The organism is Nocardioides sp. Z21_20, from assembly GCF_059766585.1.
The window spans coordinates 634,445-658,638 of sequence record NZ_JCBAJX010000001.1; the positions used below are offsets into that span (position 1 = coordinate 634,445).

General features: G+C 72.9%; 24 protein-coding genes. 21 read left to right on the forward strand and 3 right to left on the reverse strand.

What is annotated here, in order from left to right; genetic code table 11:
* Positions 1 to 5: 5 nt before the first annotated feature.
* From AC6EH9_RS03120 to AC6EH9_RS03175, 12 genes are all read left to right on the forward strand, one after another.
* Positions 6 to 905 (forward strand): isocitrate lyase/PEP mutase family protein, encoded by a 900-nt coding sequence (locus AC6EH9_RS03120; RefSeq protein WP_498420420.1) that lies wholly within the window; start codon positions 6 to 8, stop codon positions 903 to 905.
* Positions 902 to 2,095: an FAD-dependent oxidoreductase gene (locus AC6EH9_RS03125; protein ID WP_498420422.1), complete on the forward strand. Its 1,194-nt coding sequence runs from the start codon at positions 902 to 904 to the stop codon at positions 2,093 to 2,095. Before AC6EH9_RS03120 ends, AC6EH9_RS03125 begins: the two co-directional genes overlap by 4 nt.
* Positions 2,092 to 3,570, forward strand: a complete 1,479-nt coding sequence (locus AC6EH9_RS03130) for an aldehyde dehydrogenase family protein (RefSeq protein ID WP_498420424.1) — start codon at positions 2,092 to 2,094, stop codon at positions 3,568 to 3,570. The genes AC6EH9_RS03125 and AC6EH9_RS03130 overlap by 4 nt, the downstream gene beginning before the upstream one ends.
* Before the next feature lie 136 nt (positions 3,571 to 3,706).
* Entirely contained in the window at positions 3,707 to 4,519 is an 813-nt protein-coding gene (locus tag AC6EH9_RS03135; protein ID WP_498420427.1) for a hypothetical protein, read from the forward strand.
* A 3-nt stretch (positions 4,520 to 4,522) separates the two neighbouring features.
* Complete coding sequence (locus AC6EH9_RS03140) at positions 4,523 to 5,512, forward strand: alpha/beta hydrolase family protein (protein WP_498420429.1); 990 nt, start codon at positions 4,523 to 4,525, stop codon at positions 5,510 to 5,512.
* A 9-nt stretch (positions 5,513 to 5,521) separates the two neighbouring features.
* Positions 5,522 to 6,751 (forward strand): aromatic ring-hydroxylating dioxygenase subunit alpha, encoded by a 1,230-nt coding sequence (locus AC6EH9_RS03145; protein WP_498420431.1) that lies wholly within the window; start codon positions 5,522 to 5,524, stop codon positions 6,749 to 6,751.
* Positions 6,748 to 7,518 carry a hypothetical protein gene (locus tag AC6EH9_RS03150; protein WP_498420434.1) on the forward strand — a complete coding sequence of 257 codons (771 nt, stop codon included), beginning with the start codon at positions 6,748 to 6,750 and terminating at the stop codon, positions 7,516 to 7,518. Before AC6EH9_RS03145 ends, AC6EH9_RS03150 begins: the two co-directional genes overlap by 4 nt.
* Positions 7,515 to 8,498, forward strand: a complete 984-nt coding sequence (locus AC6EH9_RS03155; RefSeq protein ID WP_498420437.1) for a calponin homology domain-containing protein — start codon at positions 7,515 to 7,517, stop codon at positions 8,496 to 8,498. The genes AC6EH9_RS03150 and AC6EH9_RS03155 overlap by 4 nt, the downstream gene beginning before the upstream one ends.
* Positions 8,495 to 9,331, forward strand: a complete 837-nt coding sequence (locus tag AC6EH9_RS03160) for an SDR family oxidoreductase (protein ID WP_498420439.1) — start codon at positions 8,495 to 8,497, stop codon at positions 9,329 to 9,331. Before AC6EH9_RS03155 ends, AC6EH9_RS03160 begins: the two co-directional genes overlap by 4 nt.
* The gene (locus tag AC6EH9_RS03165) at positions 9,331 to 10,008 is read left to right on the forward strand and encodes a hypothetical protein (RefSeq protein WP_498420442.1); all 678 of its coding nucleotides are present in this window, start codon (positions 9,331 to 9,333) and stop codon (positions 10,006 to 10,008) included. The genes AC6EH9_RS03160 and AC6EH9_RS03165 overlap by 1 nt, the downstream gene beginning before the upstream one ends.
* Positions 10,005 to 10,748, forward strand: a complete 744-nt coding sequence (locus tag AC6EH9_RS03170; RefSeq protein WP_498420444.1) for a maleate cis-trans isomerase family protein — start codon at positions 10,005 to 10,007, stop codon at positions 10,746 to 10,748. The genes AC6EH9_RS03165 and AC6EH9_RS03170 overlap by 4 nt, the downstream gene beginning before the upstream one ends.
* A gap of 10 nt (positions 10,749 to 10,758) precedes the next feature.
* Positions 10,759 to 10,917: a hypothetical protein gene (locus tag AC6EH9_RS03175; protein WP_498420446.1), complete on the forward strand. Its 159-nt coding sequence runs from the start codon at positions 10,759 to 10,761 to the stop codon at positions 10,915 to 10,917.
* A 10-nt stretch (positions 10,918 to 10,927) separates the two neighbouring features.
* Here the strand turns inward: AC6EH9_RS03175 and AC6EH9_RS03180 are convergent, their stop codons facing one another.
* Positions 10,928 to 11,578 (reverse strand): class E sortase, encoded by a 651-nt coding sequence (locus AC6EH9_RS03180; protein WP_498420448.1) that lies wholly within the window; start codon positions 11,576 to 11,578, stop codon positions 10,928 to 10,930.
* A 78-nt stretch (positions 11,579 to 11,656) separates the two neighbouring features.
* Between AC6EH9_RS03180 and AC6EH9_RS03185 the strand changes: the two genes are divergently transcribed.
* From AC6EH9_RS03185 to AC6EH9_RS03210, 6 genes are all read left to right on the forward strand, one after another.
* Positions 11,657 to 13,726 (forward strand): hypothetical protein, encoded by a 2,070-nt coding sequence (locus AC6EH9_RS03185; RefSeq protein WP_498420451.1) that lies wholly within the window; start codon positions 11,657 to 11,659, stop codon positions 13,724 to 13,726.
* 81 nt (positions 13,727 to 13,807) lie between these two features.
* Complete coding sequence (locus AC6EH9_RS03190; protein ID WP_498420453.1) at positions 13,808 to 15,181, forward strand: ABC transporter substrate-binding protein; 1,374 nt, start codon at positions 13,808 to 13,810, stop codon at positions 15,179 to 15,181.
* Positions 15,171 to 15,944, forward strand: coding sequence for an ABC transporter ATP-binding protein (locus AC6EH9_RS03195; protein WP_498420456.1), 774 nt, complete (start codon positions 15,171 to 15,173; stop codon positions 15,942 to 15,944). The genes AC6EH9_RS03190 and AC6EH9_RS03195 overlap by 11 nt, the downstream gene beginning before the upstream one ends.
* A complete protein-coding gene (locus AC6EH9_RS03200) occupies positions 15,941 to 18,802 on the forward strand; it encodes an ABC transporter permease subunit (protein ID WP_498420459.1) in 2,862 nt (953 codons plus the stop codon). Before AC6EH9_RS03195 ends, AC6EH9_RS03200 begins: the two co-directional genes overlap by 4 nt.
* An 18-nt stretch (positions 18,803 to 18,820) precedes the next feature.
* Positions 18,821 to 19,447, forward strand: coding sequence for a neocarzinostatin apoprotein domain-containing protein (locus AC6EH9_RS03205; protein ID WP_498420461.1), 627 nt, complete (start codon positions 18,821 to 18,823; stop codon positions 19,445 to 19,447).
* Positions 19,444 to 20,721, forward strand: a complete 1,278-nt coding sequence (locus AC6EH9_RS03210; RefSeq protein ID WP_498420464.1) for a hypothetical protein — start codon at positions 19,444 to 19,446, stop codon at positions 20,719 to 20,721. The genes AC6EH9_RS03205 and AC6EH9_RS03210 overlap by 4 nt, the downstream gene beginning before the upstream one ends.
* Positions 20,722 to 20,782: 61 nt before the next feature.
* On the opposite strand, the gene AC6EH9_RS03215 is transcribed toward AC6EH9_RS03210, so the two are convergent.
* Together AC6EH9_RS03215 and AC6EH9_RS03220 are read right to left on the reverse strand one after the other, a co-directional pair.
* Positions 20,783 to 21,691, reverse strand: a complete 909-nt coding sequence (locus AC6EH9_RS03215; protein ID WP_498420467.1) for an NAD-dependent epimerase/dehydratase family protein — start codon at positions 21,689 to 21,691, stop codon at positions 20,783 to 20,785.
* Positions 21,688 to 22,527, reverse strand: a complete 840-nt coding sequence (locus AC6EH9_RS03220; RefSeq protein ID WP_498420469.1) for a hypothetical protein — start codon at positions 22,525 to 22,527, stop codon at positions 21,688 to 21,690. Before AC6EH9_RS03220 ends, AC6EH9_RS03215 begins: the two co-directional genes overlap by 4 nt.
* 78 nt (positions 22,528 to 22,605) lie before the next feature.
* On the opposite strand from AC6EH9_RS03220, the gene AC6EH9_RS03225 reads away from it, so the two are divergent.
* Genes AC6EH9_RS03225 through AC6EH9_RS03235 form a run of 3 tightly spaced genes read left to right on the forward strand, consistent with a single transcriptional unit; the run spans position 22,606 to position 24,184 of the window.
* Complete coding sequence (locus AC6EH9_RS03225) at positions 22,606 to 22,935, forward strand: antibiotic biosynthesis monooxygenase (RefSeq protein WP_498420472.1); 330 nt, start codon at positions 22,606 to 22,608, stop codon at positions 22,933 to 22,935.
* Complete coding sequence (locus AC6EH9_RS03230; RefSeq protein WP_498420475.1) at positions 22,932 to 23,651, forward strand: alpha/beta fold hydrolase; 720 nt, start codon at positions 22,932 to 22,934, stop codon at positions 23,649 to 23,651. Before AC6EH9_RS03225 ends, AC6EH9_RS03230 begins: the two co-directional genes overlap by 4 nt.
* Positions 23,648 to 24,184 carry a MaoC family dehydratase gene (locus AC6EH9_RS03235; protein ID WP_498420477.1) on the forward strand — a complete coding sequence of 179 codons (537 nt, stop codon included), beginning with the start codon at positions 23,648 to 23,650 and terminating at the stop codon, positions 24,182 to 24,184. Before AC6EH9_RS03230 ends, AC6EH9_RS03235 begins: the two co-directional genes overlap by 4 nt.
* Positions 24,185 to 24,194 lie beyond the last annotated feature (10 nt).

The window sequence follows — 24,194 nt, forward strand, 5'->3', positions numbered from 1 at the left end:
GCGCGGTGACTCCCCACGACCGCGCGCCGGCACGCCTGCGCGCGCTGCTGGCCGGGCCCGACCTGGTCCACCTCCCCGGCGTGTACGACGCGGTCACCGCGCTGCTGGCCGCCCGGGCCGGCGCGCGCGCCGTGTGCCTGTCCGGCGCCGCGACCTCGGCGGTGGCGCTGGGCCTGCCCGACCTGGGACACGTGCACGCCACCGACATCGCGGCCCGCGCGGCGCAGCTCGCCGCCGTCCTGGACGGGCTGCCGCTCCTGGCCGACGCCGACACCGGCTACGGCAACGCCCTCCAGGCGCGCCGCACCACCCGGCTCTACGCCGCCGCCGGGGTGGCCGGGCTGCACCTGGAGGACCAGGCCTCGCCCAAGCGGTGCGGCCACCTGGCCGGCAAGGCGGTGGTCGACGTCGCCGAGGCCGCCGGGCGGGTCCGCGCCGCGGCCGAGGCCGGGACCGACCTGGTCATCGTCGCGCGCACCGACGCGCTGTCGGTCGAGGGCCTCGACTCGGTGGTCGAGCGCGCGGTCGCCTACGCCCGGGCCGGCGCCGACGCGATCTTCGTCGAGGGCGCCGACCTGGCCGCCCTCACCGCGGTCAGTGGCGCCCTGGAGCGCGCCGTCGGCCGGGTCCCGCTGGTGCACAACCGCTCGGAGGCGGGCGGACCGGTCGAGGCCGGGCCCCACGACGCCCAGCTGAGCGGGCTCGGGGTGCGCCTGGTGATCCACCCGGTCTCCGCGCTGCTCGCCGCCGCCGACGCCGCCGCCGCGGTGTATGCCGCGATCGTCCGCGACGGCCACGCGGGCACCACCCGACGCCTGGAGTGGGCCGAACTCACGCAGCTGCTCGGGCTGGACGACCAGCTCGAGCTCGACCGACGCTACGCCGCTTCCCTGGAGGACTCATGAGCAACGTGGTCATCGTCGTGGGGGCCGGGCCGGTCGGCCTGACCACCGCGCTCACCCTGGTCCGCCGCGGGCTGGAGGTGGTCGTCCTGGAGGCGGGCCCCGGGCTCGCGGCCGAGTCGCGCGCCTCGACGTACCACCCGCCGAGCCTGGAGATGCTGGCCGAGCTGGGGGTCCTGGAGCCGTTGATGCAGCGGGGCATCGTCTCCACCACCTTCCAGTACCGCGACCGGGTCACCGGCCCGATCGCCGAGCTCGACCTGGGCATCCTCGCCGCGGACACCGCCTACCCGTTCCGGGTGCAGTGCGAGCAGAGCAAGCTCACCCCGATCCTGCTCGAGGCACTGCGCCAGAGCGGGGCCTGCGCCGTGCACTTCGACCAGGAGGTCACCGCGGTCGAGGCGAACGAGCGGGGCGCGGTGGTGCGCACCGGCGCCGGCCGGGAGTGGCGCGCCGACTGGGTGGTCGGTGCGGACGGGGCGAGCTCCGCGGTCCGCAAGAGAATCGGCGCGGCGTTCGAGGGCATCACCTACCCCGAGCGGTTCCTGGTGGTCTCCACCACCGAGGACCTCACCGTGGCGCTGCCGGGGATCGCGGCCGTGAACTACGTCTTCGACCCCGAGGAGTGGCTGGTCCTCCTGCAGACCCCCGAGCACTGGCGGATCCTGTTCCCGACCGACCCCGACACCCCGGACGCGACCGAGACCGACGCCGCGCGGGTCCAGCAGCGGCTGCGGGGGGTGGCCGACCTCGGGCGCGAGTGGGGGCTGCTGCACGCCTCGCTCTACCGCGTGCACCAGCGGGTCGCCGACCGGTTCCGCGTCGGGCGGGTGCTGCTGGTGGGCGACGCCGCCCACGTCAACAACCCGCTCGGCGGGATGGGCATGAACAGCGGCCTGCACGACGCGTGCCTGGCCGGTGCCGCGCTGGCCGACGTGGTCGGCGGGGCCGACGTGGCGCTCCTCGACGAGGTGCTGGACCGGCGCCGCGACGTCGCGCTGTCCTACGTGCGCACCGTCACCCACGACAACTGGCAGGAGCTGCGCGAGCGCGACCCCGAGGTCCGCCGCGCGCACCACGACCGGCTCCGGGCGCTCGCGGCCGACCCCGCCGCGGCCCGCGCCCACCTGATGCGGACCTCGATGCTGGACTCGCTGCGCGAGCCCCGGACCGTGCTCGGGCAGGCCCGGTGAGCGCGTCGACGACCGCGCCGCGGCTGCGGGCCGACGAGATCGCCCGCGAGAACCCGGCGCGCCGCGACGAGCTGGTCGGGACCTTCCAGGTCGCCACGACCGCCCACGTCGACCGGGTCGTGGCACAGGCGCAGGACGCGCAGCGTGGCTGGTCGCGCCTGCCCGTGCCGGCGCGTGCCGGCGCCCTGCGTGCGGCGACGACGGCGCTCGAGCCGGTCCTCGACGAGCTGGCCGAGCTGATGGCCCGGGAGACGGGCAAGGTGCTTTCGGACAGCCGGGGCGAGGTCGGGTTCGCGCTCAGCGTGCTGTGCTGGGTCGCCGACCGTGCCGAGGCGCTGCTGGTCGACCGGGAGATCGACGACGCCCAGGGCAGGCTCCTGGTCCGACACCGCCCATTCGGGGTGGTCGGCGCGGTCACGCCCTGGAACGCGCCGGTGGTGCTGGCGGCGCTGAAGGTCGGCCCGGCGCTGGCCGCGGGGAACGCGGTGGTGGTGAAGCCGTCCCCGCTGGCGCCGTTCGCGGTGCAGCGCTTCCTCGAGGTCCTCGCCGCGAGCCTGCCGGACGGGCTGCTGCGGGTGGTGCAGGGAGACGCCGAGACCGCCGCCGCGCTGGTCGGCAGCCGGCAGGTCGACCGGGTGGCCTTCACCGGCGGCGAGGCCGCCGGGCGGGCGATCGGCGCCCTCGCGGGCCGCGCGCTCACCCCGGCGCTGCTCGAGCTCGGCGGCAACGACCCGGCCGTGCTCCTCGACGACGTGGTCCTCGACGACGCCGCCGCCGAGCGGCTGGTGATGGCGGCCTTCGCCACCAGCGGCCAGGTGTGCATGGCGGTGAAGCGGCTCTACGTCCACCGCTCGCGCTACGACGAGACCGTCGAGGCGCTGCGCGCCGCGGCCGCCCGGGTGCTCTGCATGGGCGACCCGCTGCACCCCGGCGTGTCGATGGGCCCGGTGGTCAGCGCCGCCTCGGCGGACCGGGTCGCCGGCCTGGTCGGCGACGCCGTGCACCGCGGCGCCCGGGCCCTGATGCTCGGCACCGTCGACCCGGGCACCGATCTGGGCCGTGGCTACTACGTGCGCCCGACGCTGGTGCTGGGCGCGGCCGACGCGGATCCCCTGGTCGCCGCCGAGCAGTTCGGCCCGACGCTGCCGGTGCTCGCCTTCGACGCCGAGGACGAGGCGCTGGCCCGCGCCAACGCCGGGGAGCTGGGACTCGGCGCGTCGGTGTGGTCGGCCGACGAGGACCGGGCGTTCGCCCTCGCGGCTCGCCTGGAGGCCGGCTTCACGTTCGTCAACACCCACAACCGCACCGGCCTGGCGCTGCGGGCGCCGTTCGGCGGGGTCAAGCGCTCCGGCTGGGGACGCGAGTACGGAGACGAGGGAGTCCTCGAGTACGTCCAGCCCTGCGTCGTGCACGCCCCGGCCGCCTTCCGGGCCGGCGGCGGGGGGCTCGGCGCGGCGGCCTATCCCACCGGCTGAGCCGGGTTGCCGGATTCGCCCCCGGGAGAGCGGCGGTCACCCCAAGATGGAGGCGCGACGGCGGGAAGAGCTCTTGTTCTACATCTAGATCATATATAGTCTCATATCTAGACCTCACTACAGGGAGCGCGCGCGCATGAGTCAGAACCTGAAGTCCGTGCAGGAGCACTTCGACGAGGCGGCCCCCACCGACGTCTCGGAGACCTTCGGCGCGTGGCTCGCGCTCGTCGACCGGCTGCAGGCCCGCCTGGCGCAGCGCTTCGACCTGACCCGCGACCCGTCCTCCGAGAAGCTCGAGGCGTTCGGCGCGGACGGCGGTCCCACCGGTCGGGTGCGCACCTACGCCGGCCCGGAGATCGACTGGATGGTGCACTCCCACATGGAGAACGCCGCCCTCGGGTTCTGCAACGTCCACCTCACCGTCTGGCTCGGCCCGCAGGTCCGGGTGCCGCACTTCGGGATGGCGCTCGGCGCCTTCCCGCAGGGTTGGGTCTACCTCGACTCCGTGCCGCGCTCCTACCTGATGACCGACACCGACGCCTACGACCGCTACTACGGCCCGGTCAACGCCCGGTGGGAGCAGATCCGCACCGAGAACCCCTTCCTGGAGCCGTTCGTCAGCCGCAGCGCCTTCGTCCGCGCCGGCCTCTCGCCCACGGCGCACTGCTACATGGCGCCGCCGGACCGGCGCACCACCGACCTGGTCGCCGAGATCACCGAGGAGCACCTCGAGCGGTGGATCGGCTGGGTCGACGAGGCCGAGCGGGTGCCGGCCGACGAGCAGGCCGCGCTGGCCGCGAGCGACGAGCTGATCCGCCGCAACATCGCCGAGCGCGACCCGGCCAACGAGATGGGCGACCGCTTCTTCGGCCCCGACATGACCTCCACCCTGGTCCGCGCCCTGTGGGGCGGCGACCGGGTCCTGCCACGCGCGCACGAGCAGGACTGACCCATGTCGGTCCTGGTCCGCGCGCTGCGCACGGCCTGCCGGGTGCCTGGCGCCCAGGCGCCGTACGACACCGTGCACCTGGCCGTGCGCTACCCGGCGCTGCCGGCGCGCGACGACGCCGAGCGGATGAGCGGCAGGCTCGCTGCCGACACCGACGGTGCGCCGTACCCGGTGGTGGTCCTGCTGCCCGGCGTGAACTGTCCCGCCGAGGCCTACCGCTGGCTGGCGCTGCGGCTGGTCGAGGCCGGCCTCGTCGTCGTCGGCTACGACTGGGTCGGGGAGCTCTTCCCCGGCGAGCACGGGCTGACCCCCGGTGTCGACGTGGTCGCCGCCGGCCCGCAGCACTACGGCCAGCGGCCGACGACCCCCGCGCTGCGACCGGTGCTCGACGCGCTGGCCGGGCTGGCCGAGAGCGGACCCCTCGCGGGCCTGCTCGACCTGGACCGGGTCGGCGTGTTCGGGCACTCGGCCGGGGGCACCGTCGCCCTGCAGTCGGCGAGCCCGTCCTGGTTCCCCGAGATCCGCGCCGTGGTCACCTACGGCGCGCACACGATGGCCTCGCAGATGCTCGGCCACCCGCCCGAGACGCTGCTGCCGGCGCCGGTCGAGGCGCCCACGATGCTGATCGCGGGCACCGACGACGGGGTCGTCGCCGCGAGCGCGATCCGGTACGGCGCGGCGCCGGGGGCACCCGGTCACGACCCGGTCGCGCGCACCTGGCGCGAAGGGGTCGCGGCGACGACCGAGTGCTGGCTGGTCCACCTCGCCGGCGCCGGGCACATGCTCGCCGCGCACCCCGAGGACCCGTCCACCGCCCGGGGCTTCCTCGAGACCCCGACCGACGCCGACCACGACCGCCTCCGCGCGGTGCTCGCCGACGTCGTCACCGCCTTCATGAGCGCCCACCTGAGCAGCAGTCCGTCCGCGAAGTCCCAGCTCGAGCTGCTCGCCGAGCAGTCCCCGCCCGAGATCGCCGCCGTCCGGCGACGCTAGGAGAAGACCATGTTCAAGAACTTCTGGTACGCCGTCGAGTTCAGCACGGACGTCAAGCCCGGGGAGCCCAAGAAGATCAAGCTGCTGGGCCAGCAGCTGGTCCTCTACCGCAAGACCAGCGACAACTCGGTGGTCTGCATGTCCGACCTCTGCGTGCACCGCGGCGCGGCACTGTCCGGCGGCGAGATCAAGGGCGACTGCATCGTCTGCCCTTACCACGGCTGGGAGTACAAGCCCGACGGCCAGGTGCAGACGATCCCGGCGCACCCCGACAAGGGCATCCCGCGCAAGGCCCGCGTCGACTCCTACCCGGTCGTCGAGAAGTACATGTTCGTCTGGGTCTACATGGGCGACCTGCCCGAGGAGGAGCGCCCGCCGATCCCCGACTGGTCCGACATCGACGACACCGAGAAGTACCGCGCGGTCACCGGCGAGTTCCTGTGGAAGTCCAACTACGAGCGGATCCTCGAGAACGGCGTCGACGTCGCGCACACGCCGTTCGTGCACGGCGGCGTGTTCGGCAACCGCGAGAAGCCGGAGGTGCCGGACTTCGAGGTGGAGAGCTCGCCGTGGCACTGCAAGGTCTCGGTGGTCCTGAACCCGCCGCGCTCCAAGGGCCTGTGGGGCGCCATCAACCCGAACAAGCAGTCCCTGGCCGAGCGGCCCCCGGTCCCGGTCTCCACGACCTGGTGGCTGCCGAACATGATCCTGCTGCACATCCAGACGCCGATGGGCGACCTGAAGATCTTCGACGTCAACATCCCGATCGACGAGGAGACCACGATGGTCAAGTTCGTCGCGCTGCGGACGTTCTTCAAGGGCAAGTGGGCCGACCGCGACGCCCGGCGCCGCGTCTTCAAGGTGCTCTACGAGGACCAGACCATCGTCGACAACGTGCGTCCCGAGCTGCTGCCCTTCGACCTGTCCGACGAGCTGCACGTCAAGAGCGACCTCAACGCCGTGCTGTACCGCCGCCGGCGCCAGGAGCTCATCGAGATGGGCTGGTCCGTCGAGGGCAACACCATCGCCGGCGAGGGCCCGGCACGGGTCGAGGCGCGGGTGATCCCCTCGCCGGTGCGCCGCGAGGTGCCCGAGCTCGCCAGCGCGTGGAACTTCAAGGAGGTCCGCAGCAAGGAGATCCTCAGCGGCAACGCCGAACGCGCGGCGCGTGGCGATGTGCCGCGCACCGGCCCGCCCGCCCCCGAGGCCCCGACCAGCACCGAGGAGGTCCCCGCATGAGCGTCGACGTCAGCCTGCCCGCAGCCCTGTGCCACGGCGCCCTGGACGCGCTCGTCGAGCGCGCCGAGCTCACCGAGGTGGCCGGCCCGGACGGGGCGCCGTACCTGCCGCTGACCTCGGCCGCCTTCGGCCCGCCGATGTCGGTCGGCGAAGCACGGATCTTCACCGGTCCGCGCGTCGCCAAGGTCGTCTACGTCGGCATCGTGGTCCCGCAGATCCAGATGGACAGCCACATGGTGTTCGCCTTCACCCCTGAGACCAGCCCGGTCCCGCACTTCACGCTGGACTCGGTCCACGCGGGCGGACACCACGCCTTCCACCTCGACCTGATCCAGCGCGTCGACGCCGGCACCCACATGGCCTACAACGACTGGGCGCACTCGCCGCTGACCGAGACCTACCAGGGGGTGTGCGCCAACGAGGGCTTCACCGCAGCCGCGCTGGAGCCGCGTCAGCTGACGGTGATGTCCTCGTGGATGCTCGCCTTCCGCTCCACCGTGGAGGCCTTCGCCGGCCTCGACATCTCGGTGCGGTCCTACCTGGACCACTGGTTCACGCTGCTCGAGGGCGAGGTGCCCGCCGAGGTCGCCGCCGACATCGCCGACACCGACCTGGCCGCGCGCGACGCCCGCAACCGAGCCCTGCTGTTCAGCCCGCAGGTCGACAAGGTGTGGGCGCAGATCTCCCGGCTGCTGGGCGAGGAGCAGGCCGAGGCGGTCCGGGGGCTGCTGGTGGACAACGCGGTCCCCGCGGAGCAGCCCGCGTGAGCGCGGTGTCGCCGGCCGTCGAGGCCGACGAGCAGGGCGCCACCAGCGAGTGGCAGAAGCGCATCGAGGGGGAGTGGCACGGCCGCCCCGGCCTCTTCGACGCGACCGGCAACCACGTCGGCTTCGAGCGGGTCGACCGGGCCAGCGTGATCGAGGACGGCGTCGCCCGGTACTGGATGAACACCCGCCTCGAGGCGAGCGGCCCGCTGCGCAACCGCTTCGAGCTCGGTGCCCAGTTCGACTTCGGGATCGTCGACTCCGACGAGAACCGCGTCTACTGCGGGCCGGACTTCTACGGCACCGGGCAGCCCTACGGGCTGTTCGTGGACGCCCACTACTACTCGCCCGGCTGGCAGGCCGACCTGCGCACCTGGAACCAGGTCCTGCCCGACGGCGAGACCCAGGTCTACTCCTCGGTGCTGCACGACGGCTGGGCGGTCTGCGCGGTCTTCAACGGCATCTACCGGCGCACCTTCGACCACGAGACCAACCCCGAGACGCAGCGCTTCGTCGAGGACTGGATCGCGCTGGAGACCCGGCGCGGATCGGTCCCGCAGGTGCTGCCGACCAAGGAGCGCGGCCGCTGGAGCGGGAGCCTGTTCGTGAACGCGGCCGACCAGAGCTCGCTCGGCGAGGTGGAGGTCGTCATCGAGCACACGCCGCTCTCGCTGCGCCGGGCCCACCAGCAGGTCACCTGGTCAGGCGCGCTGGAGCGCAGCTACGGCTTCGAGCGGGTCCGCGACGGCGCCCGCACCCAGTACGAGGGGCCGGAGGTGTTCGGCAACGCCACGTCCTACGGCCGGGCCCTGTTCACCAGCCAGCACCTGGTCGGCCCCGAGGCCCGCGGGGTCGAGAAGATCCGGGGCCGCGAGGTGCTGATCGACACCGAGACCCGGGACCTGGCCGTGGTGTGGCAGCTGTTCCGCGGGGACACCACGACCCACTTCGTGCACGGCCTGCTCACCTGGCAGCCCACGTGAGCGCTGCCGAGGGACGCGTCGTGGTGGTCACCGGCGGCACCCGCGGGATCGGCCTCGGCCTGGCCCGCGAGCTGCTCGCCCGCGAGTGCCAGGTCGTGGTGTGCGGCCGCTCCGCGAGCAGCGTCGAGGCAGCCGTCGGCGAGCTGGCCCGAGGCGCCGGCGCGCACCGGGTCACCGGTCTGGCCACCGACGTCGCTTCCCGAACGCAGGTCCAGGCGCTGTGGGACCACGCCGTCGCGACCTTCGGGCGCGTCGACGTCTGGATCAACAACGCCGGGCTGTCCGCCCCGCGCCGTCCGCTGCCCGAGATCCCCGAGGAGACCGTCGCCGAGGTGCTCTCGGTGAACGTCGCGGGCGTCGTCAACGGCTGCGCGGTCGCCCTGGCCGGCCTCGAGGCGCAGCCCGGCGGCGGGTGGATCTGGAACATGGAGGGCTTCGGCTCCAACGGCCAGCACCAGCCCGGCCTGGCGACGTACGGCGCCTCCAAGCGTGCGGTGACCTACCTGACCGAGTCGCTGGTCAAGGAGACCAAGGGCGGCCGGGTCAAGGTCGGGTTCCTGTCGCCGGGCATCGTCGCCACCGACCTGCTCACCGACGACTACGACGGCCAGCCCGAGGCGTTCGAGAAGGCCCGCCGGATCTTCAACATCCTGGGCGACCGGGTCGAGACCGTCACCCCCTGGCTGGCCGAGCGGCTGCTGGCCGCCCATCGCAGCGGAGCCCGCGTCGCGTGGCTGACCACGCCCAAGGCGATGGGACGGTTCCTCACCGCCGGCCTGCGCAAGCGCGACATCTTCGCGTCCGAGACGCCCGACTCCGCCACGGTGGCGTGATGGCGATCGATCCGTGCACCGAGTACGGGCTCGCGCTCGCGGTGGAGGACTTCGTGCCCGTGCTGCTGGCCGGCGCCGGCACCGTGGTGATGGCGCTCGCCGCGGGCCGGGTGCTGCCCTCCGTGCGCGTGCCGGCCCTCCTCGCCGGAGCCCTGGTCACCCTGGGCGGCCTGGCGAAGGCGGTGTGGAAGCTGCTGGTCGCTGCCGAGCCGTGCCGCAACTACCCGATCCTGGAGAACCTGCTCTTCCCGTGCCTGGCGTTCGGCTTCGCCGGCATCGCCTGCGCCCTGGTCGGGGTGTGGCGCCGCGAGCCGGCACCGTGGTGGCCCTTCCTGGTCATCCCGGGCGTCGGCGCGCTGATGGCGCTGCAGACCTCGGACACCTGGCCCCTGCTGGTGGTCTCGGCCATCGGCGCGGTCTTCGTGGGGATCCTCGGGATCCGCCTCTCCCGCCGCGAGGGGCACTCCCTCGGAGTCGTGTTCTTCGTCGTCTACATCGTCGGCACCCTCGTGCTGCCGCCCCTGGCCGCCCGGCCCCACCAGTCAGCAGAGCTGCAGTGGGCCGAGCAGTTGACCAACTCCGTGGTGCAGCTGTGCTTCCTGCTCGGGGCCTTCGGGCTCCGCAGGCACGTGCCGGCCACCGAGACCTCCCCCCGAACCGTAGGAGTTCCCCAGTGACCGACCGCCTCGGCTGGCGCCGCAAGTTCGGCGTGATCGCCCCCAGCACCAACACGATCGTGCAGCCCGAGTTCGACGCGATGCGCGTGCCCGGCGTGACCTCGCACTACGGGCGGATCCTGATCCGCGACGGCCGGATCGCCGACGACGAGGGCATGCAGAACCTGCTGGTGCAGATCCGGGCCGCGATGGCCGACTGCGTCGAGGGCGTGATGACCATGGAGCCGGACTACATGGTGATGGGGATGAGCGCCGAGACCTTCTGGGACGGCGTCGAGGGCAACCGCCAGTTCGTGCAGCAGATCAAGGAGCTCTCCGGAGGTCTCGGGGTCGCCACCGGAGCCGAGGCCTGCGAGCGGGCCCTGAACCTCTACGGCGCGCGCAAGATCGGCATCGTGACGCCGTACACCCCGATCGGCGACGAGAACGTGCGCAAGTTCTTCACCGAGCTCGGCTTCGAGGTCGGTGAGATCCGGGGGCTGAGCTGCCCCACCGCCGTGTCCATCGCCCACGTCAGCGAGCAGACGCTGCGCGAGTCGCTGCTCGCGGTGAACGACGACGTCGACGCGATCGTGCAGTGCGGCACCAACCTGTGCATGTCCGAGCTCGCCGACGAGGCCGAGCGCTGGCTCGACAAGCCGGTGATCGCGATCAACGCCGCCACCTGGTGGATGGCGCTGCGCGAGAACGGCATCGAGGACCGGATCCAGGGCTACGGCTCGCTGCTGCGCGAGCACTAGGCTGCCCGTCGTGTACGCCGTCCTCTGGCGCCTGCTGCCCGGGCCGACACCGCTGAAGGCGCTTCAGGCGCTGGCGCTGCTCGCGCTGGTGGTCTGGGCGCTGCTCGGCTGGGTGTTCCCGGCCGTCGAGCCGCACCTGCCCTTCGACCAGATCACCGTCGGGGAGTAGCGCCGGCGGATCAGCCCAGCACCGCGGGCGGCCCGGCGTCGGCCTTGCGCCGCTCGACGAGCTGGGCGCCGACCACGAGCCGCTCGGTGGAGCTCCACCGCGGGTGGCAGGTCACCAGCGTCAGGGTCCGGTGGACGGCCTTCTCGCCGGGGTGCCCGGCCACGGGTGCGAGCACCTCGGTGGCGGTGGGGGTCAGGATCCGCACCCAGGTGACCTCGTAGACCAGCCACCCGTCGACGGTCTCCACGACGATCGGGTCGCCCTCGGTGAGCCGGTCCAGCTCGGCGAACGGCTCGCCGTGCGTGGCGCGGTGCCCGGCCACGGCGAAGTTGCCGACCTCGCCGGGCAGCGCGGTCTCGGGGAAGTGTCCGGGCCCGCGGGCGAGGTCGTCGTCGTCGACGCCCTCGACCACCACCCAGCTCCAGTCGCCCAGGGCCGGGATGTGCAGGATGCCGAAGCCCTCGCCCGACTCGGGCGCGGCCCTCTTCTGGGTCCTGTCGCGGCCCTCGCGCTGTTGGACCTGGAAGTCGCGGAGCAGGTCGTCCTGCTCCCCGGCGGTGCGGTGGTTGGTCCAGACGAGGACGTAGAAGACGAACACGGTGAGGACCAGCCCCGCGGTGATCGCGAGCTCCGCGAATGCCCGCACTATGAATCTGGTCACAGAAATCCGCCGCAGGTCCACCAAATGAATATATCATCGCCGAATCGTCGATCGACGTCCGTTCACGGGGGTGAGGCAATGAGATCAGGGGCTCGCGCGCTCGCCGCGCTGATGATCGCCGGCGCCACCTCCTCGTTCGGAGTCGTCGCCGCCCAGGCCGACGAGCTCGCGCCCCAGGCGCTGCTGCCGCCGTCCGGCGGGTGTTGGTCCTACGCGCCCAGCTCCGCCGCGCTGGACTCCCCGCCCGCGCTCGACCACTCCACCGAGCTCGGCCCGTGGCTGTCCTCGCTTATGGGCGAGGTCAAGCTGGAGAGCGCCGGCGCCACCGCCGCCGGGGGCACCCGCACCGCCACCGTGAGCATCACCGACGGCCCCGTCGTCTCGGAGACCGCCGACCTCGCAGGCACCGCGTCGTTCCTGTTCTCGCTGGGCGAGGTGCCGCTGGCCGAGCCGGTCGTCGTGCCGTTCGAGGTCGCGGCCGGGGAGCCGGTCTCGGACCTGGTGGCCCAGGCCGAGATCGCGATCCCCGCCGCCGGTGAGCAGGTGGTCCGGCTCGACGCCGTGTACTTCGACGCCCCGAGCGCCGGGCTCCGGGTCGCCTGCAACGGCCAGGAGTCGGGCGCGCCGGGCGGACCCAACCCGGCCACCGATCCCGTGCCCACCGACGTCACCACCGACTTCGCCGCGGTGGCGTCCTCCTCGGCCACCGTCACCTCGGTGACGAACCAGGACGTGCTCGACGCGGCCCGTCCCGGGGACGAGGTCACCCTCGCCCTCGCCGGCCTCGCCTCGGCGGCGCCGGTCGCCCTGCAGCTGTGCACCGCGGCCGGGGTCTGCACGGCCGTCGGCGGCGTGGTCACCGAGCCGGACGGCACGGCGACGGCGCGGTTCACGGTGCCGGGGTTCGCCGGCGTGGGGGCAGGCACGCTGCGCGTCGCGGATGGCGCCAGCCGGGTCGACGTCGGCTTCACCGTGCTCGAGGTGCAGCGCGTGGCTGCAGCCGAGAAGCTCACCCGCGACTCCACGCTCGTCACCCTGACCGGCACCGGGTGGGACCCGCTGCGCCAGGTCACCATCCGCGGCCACGCCGGCCCCGACAGCTCCGCGCCGGCGACCTCCGACCCCCGCGTGGTCGCCGAGGTCGACGCCGCCGGGCAGTTCACCGCGACGTTCGAGGTGGCCGATGCGGACACCGGGACCGTCGTGGTGGACCAGGCGCGCGCGAGCGGCCACATCGGCGCCGAGTACCTGATCTCCGGGGTGATCGGCGGCGCGGGCGAGCCGGGCGGCGAGGAGACCCCCGCCGAGCCGGAGGAGCCGGCCGGTGGCACCGGGGGAGACGAGGCCGAGCCGCCGAGCTCCGCCGGCGGCAGCACCACCCCCTCGGCCGGCACCCCGAGCTCGAGCACCCCGACCGCGAGCACCCCGACGGCGAGCGCGCCGTCGGCGGCCGCCCCGACGGCGGCCGACATCCCACTGCCGGGCAACCTCCCGGTGGTCGAGCCGGTCGCCCCGCCGGCGACGCCCGCGGACGCCGCGGTGGCCGAGGAGCTCGCGGTCTCCGAGGTGCGTCTCGACGGCCGGGCCACGCCTGCGGAGCTGTTCGGCGGCTCGCCGCGGCGCAACCTGATCTTCCTGGTGCGCAACGTCGGCGAGACGGCCGTCTCGGATCCGGTCGTGCGGGTGGCGGTCGGTCGCTCCGAGGACGTCGAGCCGCTGCTGGTCGATGCCGAGGTGGGTGACCTCGAGCCGGGTGAGCAGACCGTGGTGACCGTCCCGCTGCAGCTGCCGATCGCGGCGTTCGGGAAGTACCGGGTCGTCGGCCAGGTGGGCGACGCCGAGGCCGGCGGGTTCGAGGTCGACTGGACGACCTACCCCGCCGGGCTCTTCGTGCTCAACGCGGGTGCGCTGGGGCTGCTCGGCTGGGGCCTGTGGCACCGCCTCGCCCCGCACCGCCGGAGGGCGGTGGCGGCCCTCGCGCTGCCCGGGACCGAGGACGCGGTGGTCGACCTGGCCGCGGCCGACCGCTGGTGGGCAGCCGCCGGTGCGGCCGGCCGAGGAGCCCCGGGCGAGGCCCAGGGCGGCGAGGCGATCATCGACCTCGAGGCGGCCGAGAAATGGTGGGGCAGGTCTTCTCGTGCATCTTAATATCGTATATTCTCTATTCCGACGTGACGACACGGGCCGAGTCGCGTGAGCCGATCCCGAGCGAGCGGAGTGACGTCCAAAGTGCTGCCCCCCAGGAGATGGACCCGCGACCGGTCGACCCAGGTGCGCGTCGCCGGTGTCGGCGCGGCGCTCGCGCTCGCGCTGGCCGGCTGCGGCACGCTGATGCCGGGTGGCAACACCGGCGGCACGGACCTCGCCGCCGCGGCCGCGGCCGGACCGGGCCCGGGCGTGACGGACGACTCCGTGAAGGTGGTCTTCGTCGCCGTCGACCTCGACGCGGTCAAGAAGATGACCGGCTTCGAGACCGCCTCCGTCGGTGACCAGGAGGCGCAGGTCCAGGCGCTCGAGGACTGGGTCAACGACAACGGCGGGCTGGGCGGCAAGAAGCTGGACGCCGTCTTCCACGTCTACGACGCGCAGACCGACTCGCCGGCGGCCGAAGAGCAGCTGTGCAACAAGATCACCCAGGACGACAAGGCCTTCGCGGTGGTGATGACCGGGCAGTACCAGGTCAACGCCCGGCCCTGCTACGCCAAGCGCAGCACGCTGGTCCTCGACGCCTCGCTCTACGCCGCCAGCACGTCGTACCACGAGGAGCTCGCGCCGTACCTGTGGACGGCCAGCTTCCCGGAGTACGACTCCTTCGTGCGCACCTACCTGCGGGTGCTCGGCGAGCAGAAGTTCTTCGAGGGCGAGAAGGGCGTCGGCGTGGTCGTCGCCGACTCGCCGGTCAACCAGGACACGGTCAAGCGGCTCGCGGTGCCGCTGCTGGAGAAGCAGGGCCTCGACCCGGAGGTCGCCTGGGTGGACACCACCGACACCGGCACCCTCTTCCAGGGCCTCGAGCAGGCCGCGGTCGCGTTCCGGAGCAAGGACGTCCACCGGGTGATGTTCCTGGGCGGCTCCCGGCTCGCGTCGGTCTTCGCCACGGTCGCCGGCTCGCAGGACGGCTTCTCGGCCCGCTACGCGATCTCCAGCTTCGACAACCCGTCGTTCTTCGTGACCAACCCCGACACCATCCCCGCCGACACCCTCGAGGGCATGGTCGGGATCGGGTTCCACCCACCCCAGGACGTCCCCGACTCGGTGATGGAGTTCCCCACCGGCGAGGCGGAGACCGAGTGCATCGGCGTCTACGAGGACGCCGGCATCACGTTCGAGAGCCGCGAGGCCGCGCGCGTCGCGCTGCCCTACTGCGACGCCGTCCGGCTGCTGAAGATCGGGGCCGACGGCATCGACGGCGACCTCAACGCCGCGGCCTGGGCGGAGATCGTGCACCGCGACGGCTCGACCTTCCAGACCTCGTCCGGCTTCGGCAACGCGCTCGGCGGGGGAGGGCACGCGGCGGTCGGCAGCTACCGGGTGCTGCGCTACGACAAGGAAGTCGGCACGTTCGTCTACGAGGGCCCCGAGGTGCCCTTCGATGACGAGTGAGGCGCCGCGGCGGCCGAGCCCGAGCCCGGGCAGCGCGCCGGCGCTGGCCTGCCACGGCATCCGGGCCTCCTACGGCCCCGTGCAGGTGCTCTTCGACGCCGGCCTGGTGGTCGAGGAGGGCGAGATGGTCGCCCTGCTCGGACCGAACGGCGTCGGCAAGAGCACGCTGCTCAAGGTGATCGGCGGGCTGCTGCGCCCCGACGAGGGCACGGTCAGCCTCCGGGGCGTCGACGTCACCCTGGTCTCCACCCGCAAGCGCGTGGACCTGGGGCTGTGCCAGGTCGTCGGCCAGGCCACCTTCCCCTCGCTCAGCGTCGCCGAGAACCTGGCGATGCACACCTACCCGAGCGGCAGCCGGCGCCGGACCAAGGAGGCCGTCGAGGCCGCGCTCGCGGTCTTCCCGCGCCTGCACGCGCGCCGCGACCAGCCCGCCTCGCACCTGTCCGGCGGGGAGCGGCAGATGCTGGCGCTCGCCAAGGCCGTGGTGGCGGAGCCGAAGGTGCTGGTGATCGACGAGTTCTCCCTCGGCCTCGCCCCGGTCGTCGTCGGGGGACTGGTCCAGCTGGTGCGCCGCATCAACGAGCGCGGGACCTCGGTGCTGCTGGTCGAGCAGTCCGTCAACGTCGCGCTCTCGCTGGTGGACCGCGTCTACATGATGGAGAAGGGCGAGATCATCGCCGAGGAGGCCGCGGCCACCCTGGCGGCCGACCCCGAGCGGGTCCGCTCCCTGATGCTCGGCGGCCACGCGGCGGTGGCCGGATGAGCGGCTTCGACTTCGGCGTCGACCGGTTGGTCATCGGCCTCTTCACCGGCGTGACCTACGGCCTGCTCGCCGCCGGCCTGGTCCTGGTCTACCGCTCCAGCCGGTTCGTCAACTTCGCCTACGGCTCGGTGGGCGCGTTCGGGGCCTCGATCCTGGCCCTGCTCGTCGTCGACTGGGGCGCGCCGTACTGGCTGGCCTTCGTGGTCGCCATCGTCTTCGCGGGGCTGTTGTCCGGGCTGATCGAGATCGTGGTGATCCGGCGCCTCGAGGGCCGGCCCAACCTGGTCGGGATGATCGCGACGCTGGGGCTCTCCCAGCTCATCCTGGTGCTGTCGCTGCTGATCAACTCCGACGGCGTCAGCGGGTTCACCTACCCCCGGCCGACCCACCTGCCCACCTTCGACATCGGGTCGCTGCCGATCGGCACGCCGTACGTCGCGATGCTGGTGCTGGCGCCGGTGCTGCTGGTCGGGCTGGGCTGGTTCCTGCGCCACCACCGGATGGGGATGGCGATCCGGGCCGCCGCCGACGACGCCGACGTCGCCCTCCTCGAGGGCATCCCGGCCCGCTGGATGGCCACCCTGGCCTGGTCGATCGCGGGCTGCATCGCGGCCTTCTCGGCGATCCTGGTCACCCCCACCACCGCCGGCGCGGGGATGGAGGGCCTGGGGCCGGACCTGCTGCTCAAGGGTCTGGCCGGCGCCGTGATCGCGCGGATGTCCTCGATCCCGATCGCGATCGCCGCCTCGCTCGGCATCGGCGTGATCGAGCAGGTGCTGCTCTCCAACCCCGACACCCGTGGGCTGGTGACCGTCGTCATCGCCCTGGTCATCGTCACCGCTCTGCTGCGTCAGCCGCAGCTCGGGCGCTCCAGCCACGACAAGGGGCTGTGGCGCCGGGTGGTGCTGCCGCCGATGCCCGCGGCCTACCGCAACGTGCGCAGCATCGTCTGGCTGCCGCGGGTGCTGGCCGTCGCCGGCGTCGTCTTCTCGATCGGCCTCGCCTACGTCGTCAGCAACGACACCGCCTCGGTGCTCACCCTGGTCGCCGGCTACACGCTGGTCGGCCTGAGCGTCGGCCTGCTGACCGGGGTCTCCGGCCAGCTCTCGCTCGGCCAGTTCGCCTACGCCGGCATCGCCGCGGCCGCCTCGGTGCATGTGGCGCAGTCCACCGGCAACTTCCTCTTCGGCGTGCTGTGCGGTGTGGTCTCGGCGGCGCTCGCCTCCGCGCTGGTCGGCATCCCGGCGATGAAGCTGCGCGGGCTGGCGCTCGCCGTGTCGACGCTGGCGTTCGCGCTGGCCACCTCGACCTGGCTGCTGCGCCAGGGCCTCTTCCTCGGCGACGGCATCGCCCCGGCGAAGCCCACCTGGTGGAACTACCCGCTCTCCTTCGCCGTCGACTACTACCTCTTCGCGCTGCTGGTGCTGTGCGTCGGGGTGTGGGTCACCAACAACCTGCGGCACGGCGGCTTCGGCCGGATGGTGCAGGCGCTGCGCGACAACGAGTCCGCGGCACGCGCCTACACGGTGCCGCACCGGATGCGGATGATGCAGCTCTACGCCGTCTCCGGCGCCCTCGCGGGCCTCGGCGGCATCGTGATCGGCCACAGCCAGTCGCAGCTGACGGTGAACTCGTTCCCGGCCGACGCCAGCATCGACGTCGTCGCGGTGACCGTCATCGGCGGTCTCACCGTCACCCTCGGCCCGCTGATCGGCGCCCTGCTGATCGTCGGCCTCCCCGCGCTCACCGGGATGGGGATGGTCGGCCAGGCGGTGCTGGCCGTGGGCTGGCTGCTGGTGGTCATCTTCCTGCCCGACGGACTCGGCGGCGTGCTGGGCCGCGGCCGCGACCTGGTCTACGACGCCCTCGCCCGACGGCACGGGATCGACCCGCTGCGCGAGCGGCACGGGGTGGTCGACCCGAGCGGGCACACGTCGTCGCCGCTGCACGAGAAGCCGCGGCTGGAGGGGCTCGTGCCCCGGGTCGCAGCCCAGAGCGCCACCGCCGGCCCGGTCCTCACCGTCGACGGCGTCTCGCGCCGCTTCGGTGGGGTGGTCGCGGTGGACCACGTCTCCTTCGAGGTGGCGCCCGGCGAGATCCTCGGCGTGATCGGGCCGAACGGGGCGGGCAAGACGACCTGCTTCGAGATCGTCGCCGGCTTCACCCGCCCCGACCGGGGCCGGGTCCTCTTCGACGGCATCGACGTCACGACCGCGAGTCCCGAGGAGCGGGCCCGCGAGGGGCTGGTCCGCTCGTTCCAGGACGCCGCACTGTTCCCGACGCTGACCGTGCACGAGACGCTGATGGTGGCCCAGGAGCGCGCCGATCCCACCCGGCTGTGGACCTCCGCGCTCGGCATCCGGACCGCGGAGAAGGACAAGGCCCTGGCCGCCGACGAGGTGCTCGAGCGGATGCGGCTGACCCGCTACGCGCGCCTTCCCGTCGGCTCCCTGTCGACCGGCACCCGCCGCGTCGTCGAGCTGGCCTGCCTGCTCACCCTCGAGCCGCGCGTGCTGCTGCTCGACGAGCCGTCGGCCGGCATCGCGCAGAGCGAGAGCGAGGCGCTCGGCGACCTGCTGCTCGCCATCCGCCAGGAGGTCGGCACCACGATGATCGTGATCGAGCACGACCTCCCGCTGCTCTCGCGGCTCTCCGACCGGATGCTCGCGATGAGCCTCGGCCGGGTCATCGCGACCGGCACCCCTGACGAGGTGCGCAACGACCCGGCTGTCGTCACGTCGTACCTCGGCGCCGACCAGGCCGCCATCCACCGCTCGGGCCTGCGCCTGGCCAGCGGTCCCGACCAGCCCACGCCTGACCCGCTGGTGACGCGGGCACAACCCGTGCCCACCAGCTGACCAACCGAGGAGACCGACGTGAGAAGACGAGTGACCCTGCTGCTTCGAGGCCTGGGCGCCGCACTGGTGATGGTGCTGCTGACCGCCCCTCCTGGCTTCGCCGCCCCGACGCTCACCGTCAGCGCCTCCGAGGGGCTCGAGGACGGTCAGACCGTGACGATCTCGGGGACCGGCTTCGACGCCAACATGGCCGGCATCGCCATCGGTCAGTGCCTGGAGGGCTACGTCGGGCCGGCCGACTGCAACCTGCAGGGCGGTGCGGTGTTCCGCGACGCCGACGCGAGCGGCAACGTGGCCAGCTTCACGATCGTGGTCAAGGAGAAGTTCGGCAGCATCGACTGCACCACGCAGCAGTGCGTGATCGCGGCCGGTCCGCTGCCGACCGCGATCGACCAGGCCACGGTCGACGCGAACACCCACGTGATCCCGATCAGCTTCGCCAGCGCGGCTCCCGCCGCCGCCGCGGCGCCGCCGGCCGAGACGACCGCGGCACCGCCGGCGGCTGCCGCCCCCGACGCCCTGCCGAAGACCGGTGCCGGCGACTCCCTCCCGGTGCTCGGGCTGGGTGCCTCCGCCCTGCTCGCGGCGGGCGTCGGCGTGATGCTGCTGGTGCCCGGTCGCCGTCGTGAGGTGAGCGCACGATGAGGGCGGCTCGCGGCGGTCTCGCCCGACTGCGCCATCAGGCCGCGGCGGCGCTGGGGGTCGCCGGGATCGTGATCGGGGCGGTCGCGGCGGTCAGCTCCCCGGCGACGGCGGCCGATGCCGGGCTGGTCGGCACCACCAAGTTCACCTGCGCGCTGGGCGAGTTCCCCGCCTACGACTGGTCCGGCGAGATCAGCCTGACCGCGGTGCGACCGGCGGGCTCGACGACCGTCACGGTCACCGCGAGCCTCTCGCAGATGGACGGCGTGGCCCCGGTCAAGATGAACAACTACGACTTCACCAACAGCCTCGACCTCACCCTCGGGGGTACGGCCGTCACGCTGAAGGGCAGCGGGAAGGTGACGAACTCCGGCGGCAACCAGCCCTTCGAGATGCCGGACCTGCAGGGCACCTTCACCTCGAGCGCCGCCGACGTGGCGGTGGTGGTGACCGGCTACAAGTTCACGGTGACGGCGTTCGCCATGAGCGGAGTCTGCACGCCCACGGCGGGCGAGAAGCTCGGCACGCTGCCGCTGACCGAGGGCACCGTGCCCACCGCGAGCCCCACCCCGACCACCACCACGAGCGCCACGAGCACGCCGACGGCGAGCCCCACCGTGCCCCCCTCGACCACGCCGCCGGCCTCCGCGGCGGGCAAGCCCGCGAAGGGCAAGGCCAGCTTCGCCTGCACGCTGTCGATCGGCAGCAAGTTCGACTACGACGCGAACATCACGGTCAGCGGCTACCGCGTCAATGAGGGCGACGACGTCTCCCTGGTGGCCACGATGAGCGACCTGCCGGGCATCGCCCCGGTGCCCATCGACGGCTCGATGGAGTACACCCTCGAGGCGGAGGTGGGCGGCAAGGCCACCACGCTGACCAGCACCGCGAACGTGAAGGCGGCGCCGAACGAGGAGGTCGCCGTGAGCGACCTGTCGGGCAGCGTCGCCGCCGAGGGCGACGTGCACGAGGTCGCGGTCTCGACCTTCGCCTTCGACTTCCCCTCGGCCGGCATCAGCGCCGAGTGCGTGGCCCAGCGCACCGTGCTGGGGGAGATGACCGTCGGCTCGGAGAAGATCGAGCCCGTCTCCGACGCCAACCCCGGCGGCAGTGCAGGCGGGTCCGGCGGCGCCGCGTCCACCGGGGCCTCGACGGCCACGCTGCCCAAGACCGGCGGCGGCGACTCGCTGCCGGTGATCGGCCTGTGGGCGCTGGCGCTGACCCTGCTCGGCGCCGCCGGGCTGCTGTGCGTGCCGCAGCGTCGCCGCGCACGCTGACGTCGTACGACGAGGGGCCCCCGCCGGTTGCGGCGGGGGCCCCTCGTCGTCGGGGTGCCGCTCAGTCCTCGGCGGCTGCCGTCGTGGTGGCTGCCGTCGTGGTGGCGGCCGTCAGGGCGGCGCCGTCGTAGGAGCGGTGCGCCACGAAGCCGGACGCGGTGAGCCGGTCCACCGAGATCGGCCGGGTCGGGGACGCGATCTCGTTGCGGTAGGCCAGCGGCGGGAGCCCCTGGGCGGCGCAGATCGCGTCGAACAGGGCCGCGTTGGTCGGCGGCGTCTGCGGGTGGGTGAGGTTGTGGACCCCCAGCAGCCGGGACTCGAGGGCGTGCACGATGGCGTCGGCCGCGTCCTGCACCGCGAGCCGGTAGAACAGCGCGTCCGCGGAGAACGGCACCGACCCGCCGAGGTACTGGTGGGCCATCGCGATCTTGGCCTCGATGGGCGGGTCCTCGGCGCCGAAGATGTCGCCGCAACGGAAGACGCACGAGCGGTCGCCGGCCCGCTCGCGGTAGACCTTCTCCATGGCCAGGAACATGGTCGGGCTCGGATCGGTCGAGTCGGTCACCGGCGAGTCCTCGGCGACCTCCTCGAGATGATCGGCGGCGGTGCCGTAGACCGAGAGCGAGGAGAGCGCGACCAGGTACGGCGCGTCGTCGTCGGTGGTGGCGGCCACCACCGACTCGGCGGTCTCCACCAGGATCTCCCGGTAGGTGAGCGCCCGTTGCTCCGGCGTCATCGAGGTCTGGGCCGACGGGCCCGCCGCCACGACGACCGCGTCCCGGCCGGCCATCGCGGCCTCGACCGCCTCGGCGTCGCTGCCGCGCAGCACCAGCACCTCCTCGAAGCGCTCGCAGAGCCCCTCCACCTTGCCGGGGGTCGTGGTGGTGACCGCGACGTCGTGGCCGAGCTCGCGCAGCCGGGCGCCGGCGGCCGAGCCGACCAGCCCTGCTCCGATGATCAGGACCTTCATGCGTTGCCTCCGTGTTCGTGGGTCTGTCGTTGGTGGATCTGTCCGAGACCGGCGCGGATCGCCACCAGCTCCTCGACGCGCTCGGCGCCCAGGAACCTCTTGGACAGCTCGTTCATGGGGTCGAGTGTGTAGCCATAGGTGCGCACCAGGTGGTCGCGCTCGCGCAGCGCGTCGCGCTGGGCCGCCGGGACCGGTGCCGCGTCGCGGACCCAGCCGAGCCAGGTGTCGACCCGCTCGCGGACGACGGCGCGCAGGGTCTCCACGACGTCGTCGGTGCGCTCGGCGACGTAGGAGTGGCCGACGGGGGACAGGAAGGCGCGCATGTAGCTGCCGTGGCTCACCGACCAGGTGAACCGGTCGTCGCCGCGCAGGCTCAGGAACGCGTCGTTGAGCGGCTCGTAGTAGCGCCCCAGGTGGTCCGTGTCGACCATCAGGTCGCGGCGGGGGACCAGGTCGGTGAAGAAGAAGACCTGCGGGACGGTCCCGAACACGATGATCAGGTGCGGGACGTCGATGTGCGGGCCGAGCCAGACCTGCAGGTTCATGTCGAGGATGGAGGCCTTGCGGTTGCCGATCCAGGAGTGGACCAGCCACTCGACGCCCTCGTCGGGGTCCCCGACGAACGGGCTCAGCGAGCCCTCGTAGCTGCCGTCGTCGGTCGTCCAGTACTCCAGGCCCGTGCCGGACGGGTGCGCCTGCACCGGCAGCTCGGCGGTGATCCGGTCCTTGGCCTCGCTCAGGATCTCCCAGAACGCGGCCCACAGCTCGGAGCTGTCGACGTCGGGCGCCTCGGCGAGGAACTCGTGGATCGTCTTGGTCTGCGCACTGCTGCTCATGCCACCACGCTACAGATATATGATCTATGTTGTCATTGATTGTGTCCGTGCCCTGCCGAGCGACGAGGAGGTCGAGCGATGTTCGTCGTCGTCAGCCAGGCCTGGACCAAGCCCGGGGAGGAGCACGCCGCGGCGTACGTCGCGCTCTCCGGCGAGTTCGGTCGGTTCTTCACCGACCACCCCGGCTACCGCGGCCGGCGCCTGGTCCGCGGCGTCGAGGACCGCACGCACTTCACCCACCTGCGCTACTTCGAGACCGTCGCTGACTACGAGGAGTGCACGCGCCGACCGGGCTACACCGAGCACCTCGTCGCGATGTACGAGCACCTGCAGCCCTACGAGGCCTACCCGCGCGAGTACCTCGAGGTCGTCCTGGACGAGCCCGGCTACCGCGAGGGCGCGCCATGAGCACCTTCGTGCTGGTCCACGGAGCGTTCCGCGAGGGCTGGGCCTGGTCCCGGGTGGTGCCACGCCTGCTCGCCGCCGGCCACGCGGCGCACGCGCCCACGCTGGACGCCGCGGCCACCGCGCTGGCGACCTGGACCGACCAGATCGTCGGGCTCCTCGAGGGCCACGACCTCCGCGACGTCGTGCTGGTGGGCCACAGCCAGGGCGGTGTGGTGGTCCGTGAGGTCGCCGTGCGCGCCCCGCGCCGGCTGCGTCGCCTGGTCTACCTGGACGCCGCGGTGCCCGACCCGGGCGAGCGCGCGGTCGACGTCGCGCCGGCGCCCGCCGACGGCGCCCTGCTGCCGGCCCGTGACGCGCTGATCATGCCCCGGCCCGAGCCCGCGCGAGGCGACCTCGACGAGGCCACCGCGGCGTGGCTCGAGCAGCGGCTGGTGCCCACCCCGTTCGCCCCGTCGCTGGACCGCGCCTCGGGCGAGGAGTCGACGGTCCCGGCGACCTACGTCTTCTTCACCGACACACCCCCGGCCTACCCCTGCGGCACCACCCGGCGCCGCCTCGACGCGCGCGGCACGCCGTACCAGCTCCTCGACGCCGGGCACGACGCGCCGCTGACCCGGCCCGACCTGGTCGCGGACCTGCTGCTGCGCAGCGCAGCACCACACCTGGAGGTCGCCTCAGCCGACCTCCGTGACAGCCCGACGAGAGGATCACAGTGAGCGTGCAGCCCGGCTGGCGGGGACGGTTCTTCGAGGACTTCACCATCGGCGACATCTACCGCCATCCGCTCGGGCGGACCGTGACCGAGGCGGACAACATCCAGTTCTCGCTGCTGACGATGAACACCAACCAGATGCACTTCAACAGCGCGTACGCCGCGAAGTCGGAGTTCGGAAAGCCGCTGGTCGTCTCGACCCTGACCGTCGCCATCGCGGTCGGCCAGAGCGTCACCGACCTCACCCAGAACGCCTTCGCGAACCTGGGCTGGGACGACATCAAGATGACCCACCCGGTCTTCGCCGGCGACACCCTCTTCAGCGAGTCGGTGGTGCTGGAGAAGCGCGAGTCGGCCAAGCGCCCGCACGCCGGCATCGTCACGGTCAAGACCCGCACCCTGAACCAGGACGGCGACGAGGTCTGCTCGTTCCGCCGGATGTTCTACGTCTACAAGCAGGGGGCCGAGCAGCTCGAGGGCATCTTCCCCGAGGGCAAGCGGGACCTCCTCGACGGCACCGCGCTGGCCGAGGCCTGAGCGCGTTGAC

Bases quoted from the DNA above. Each gene is read 5' to 3' on its own strand.
- AC6EH9_RS03125 (WP_498420422.1), top strand. From the start codon at position 902: ATGAGCAACGTGGTCATCGTCGTGGGGGCCGGGCCGGTCGGCCTGACC.
- AC6EH9_RS03135 (WP_498420427.1), top strand. From the start codon at position 3,707: ATGAGTCAGAACCTGAAGTCCGTGCAGGAGCACTTCGACGAGGCGGCC.
- AC6EH9_RS03140 (WP_498420429.1), top strand. From the start codon at position 4,523: ATGTCGGTCCTGGTCCGCGCGCTGCGCACGGCCTGCCGGGTGCCTGGC.
- AC6EH9_RS03145 (WP_498420431.1), top strand. From the start codon at position 5,522: ATGTTCAAGAACTTCTGGTACGCCGTCGAGTTCAGCACGGACGTCAAG.
- AC6EH9_RS03150 (WP_498420434.1), top strand. From the start codon at position 6,748: ATGAGCGTCGACGTCAGCCTGCCCGCAGCCCTGTGCCACGGCGCCCTG.
- AC6EH9_RS03165 (WP_498420442.1), top strand. From the start codon at position 9,331: ATGGCGATCGATCCGTGCACCGAGTACGGGCTCGCGCTCGCGGTGGAG.
- AC6EH9_RS03185 (WP_498420451.1), top strand. From the start codon at position 11,657: ATGAGATCAGGGGCTCGCGCGCTCGCCGCGCTGATGATCGCCGGCGCC.
- AC6EH9_RS03195 (WP_498420456.1), top strand. From the start codon at position 15,171: ATGACGAGTGAGGCGCCGCGGCGGCCGAGCCCGAGCCCGGGCAGCGCG.
- AC6EH9_RS03200 (WP_498420459.1), top strand. From the start codon at position 15,941: ATGAGCGGCTTCGACTTCGGCGTCGACCGGTTGGTCATCGGCCTCTTC.
- AC6EH9_RS03210 (WP_498420464.1), top strand. From the start codon at position 19,444: ATGAGGGCGGCTCGCGGCGGTCTCGCCCGACTGCGCCATCAGGCCGCG.
- AC6EH9_RS03215 (WP_498420467.1), bottom strand. From the start codon at position 21,691: ATGAAGGTCCTGATCATCGGAGCAGGGCTGGTCGGCTCGGCCGCCGGC.
- AC6EH9_RS03220 (WP_498420469.1), bottom strand. From the start codon at position 22,527: ATGAGCAGCAGTGCGCAGACCAAGACGATCCACGAGTTCCTCGCCGAG.
- AC6EH9_RS03225 (WP_498420472.1), top strand. From the start codon at position 22,606: ATGTTCGTCGTCGTCAGCCAGGCCTGGACCAAGCCCGGGGAGGAGCAC.
- AC6EH9_RS03230 (WP_498420475.1), top strand. From the start codon at position 22,932: ATGAGCACCTTCGTGCTGGTCCACGGAGCGTTCCGCGAGGGCTGGGCC.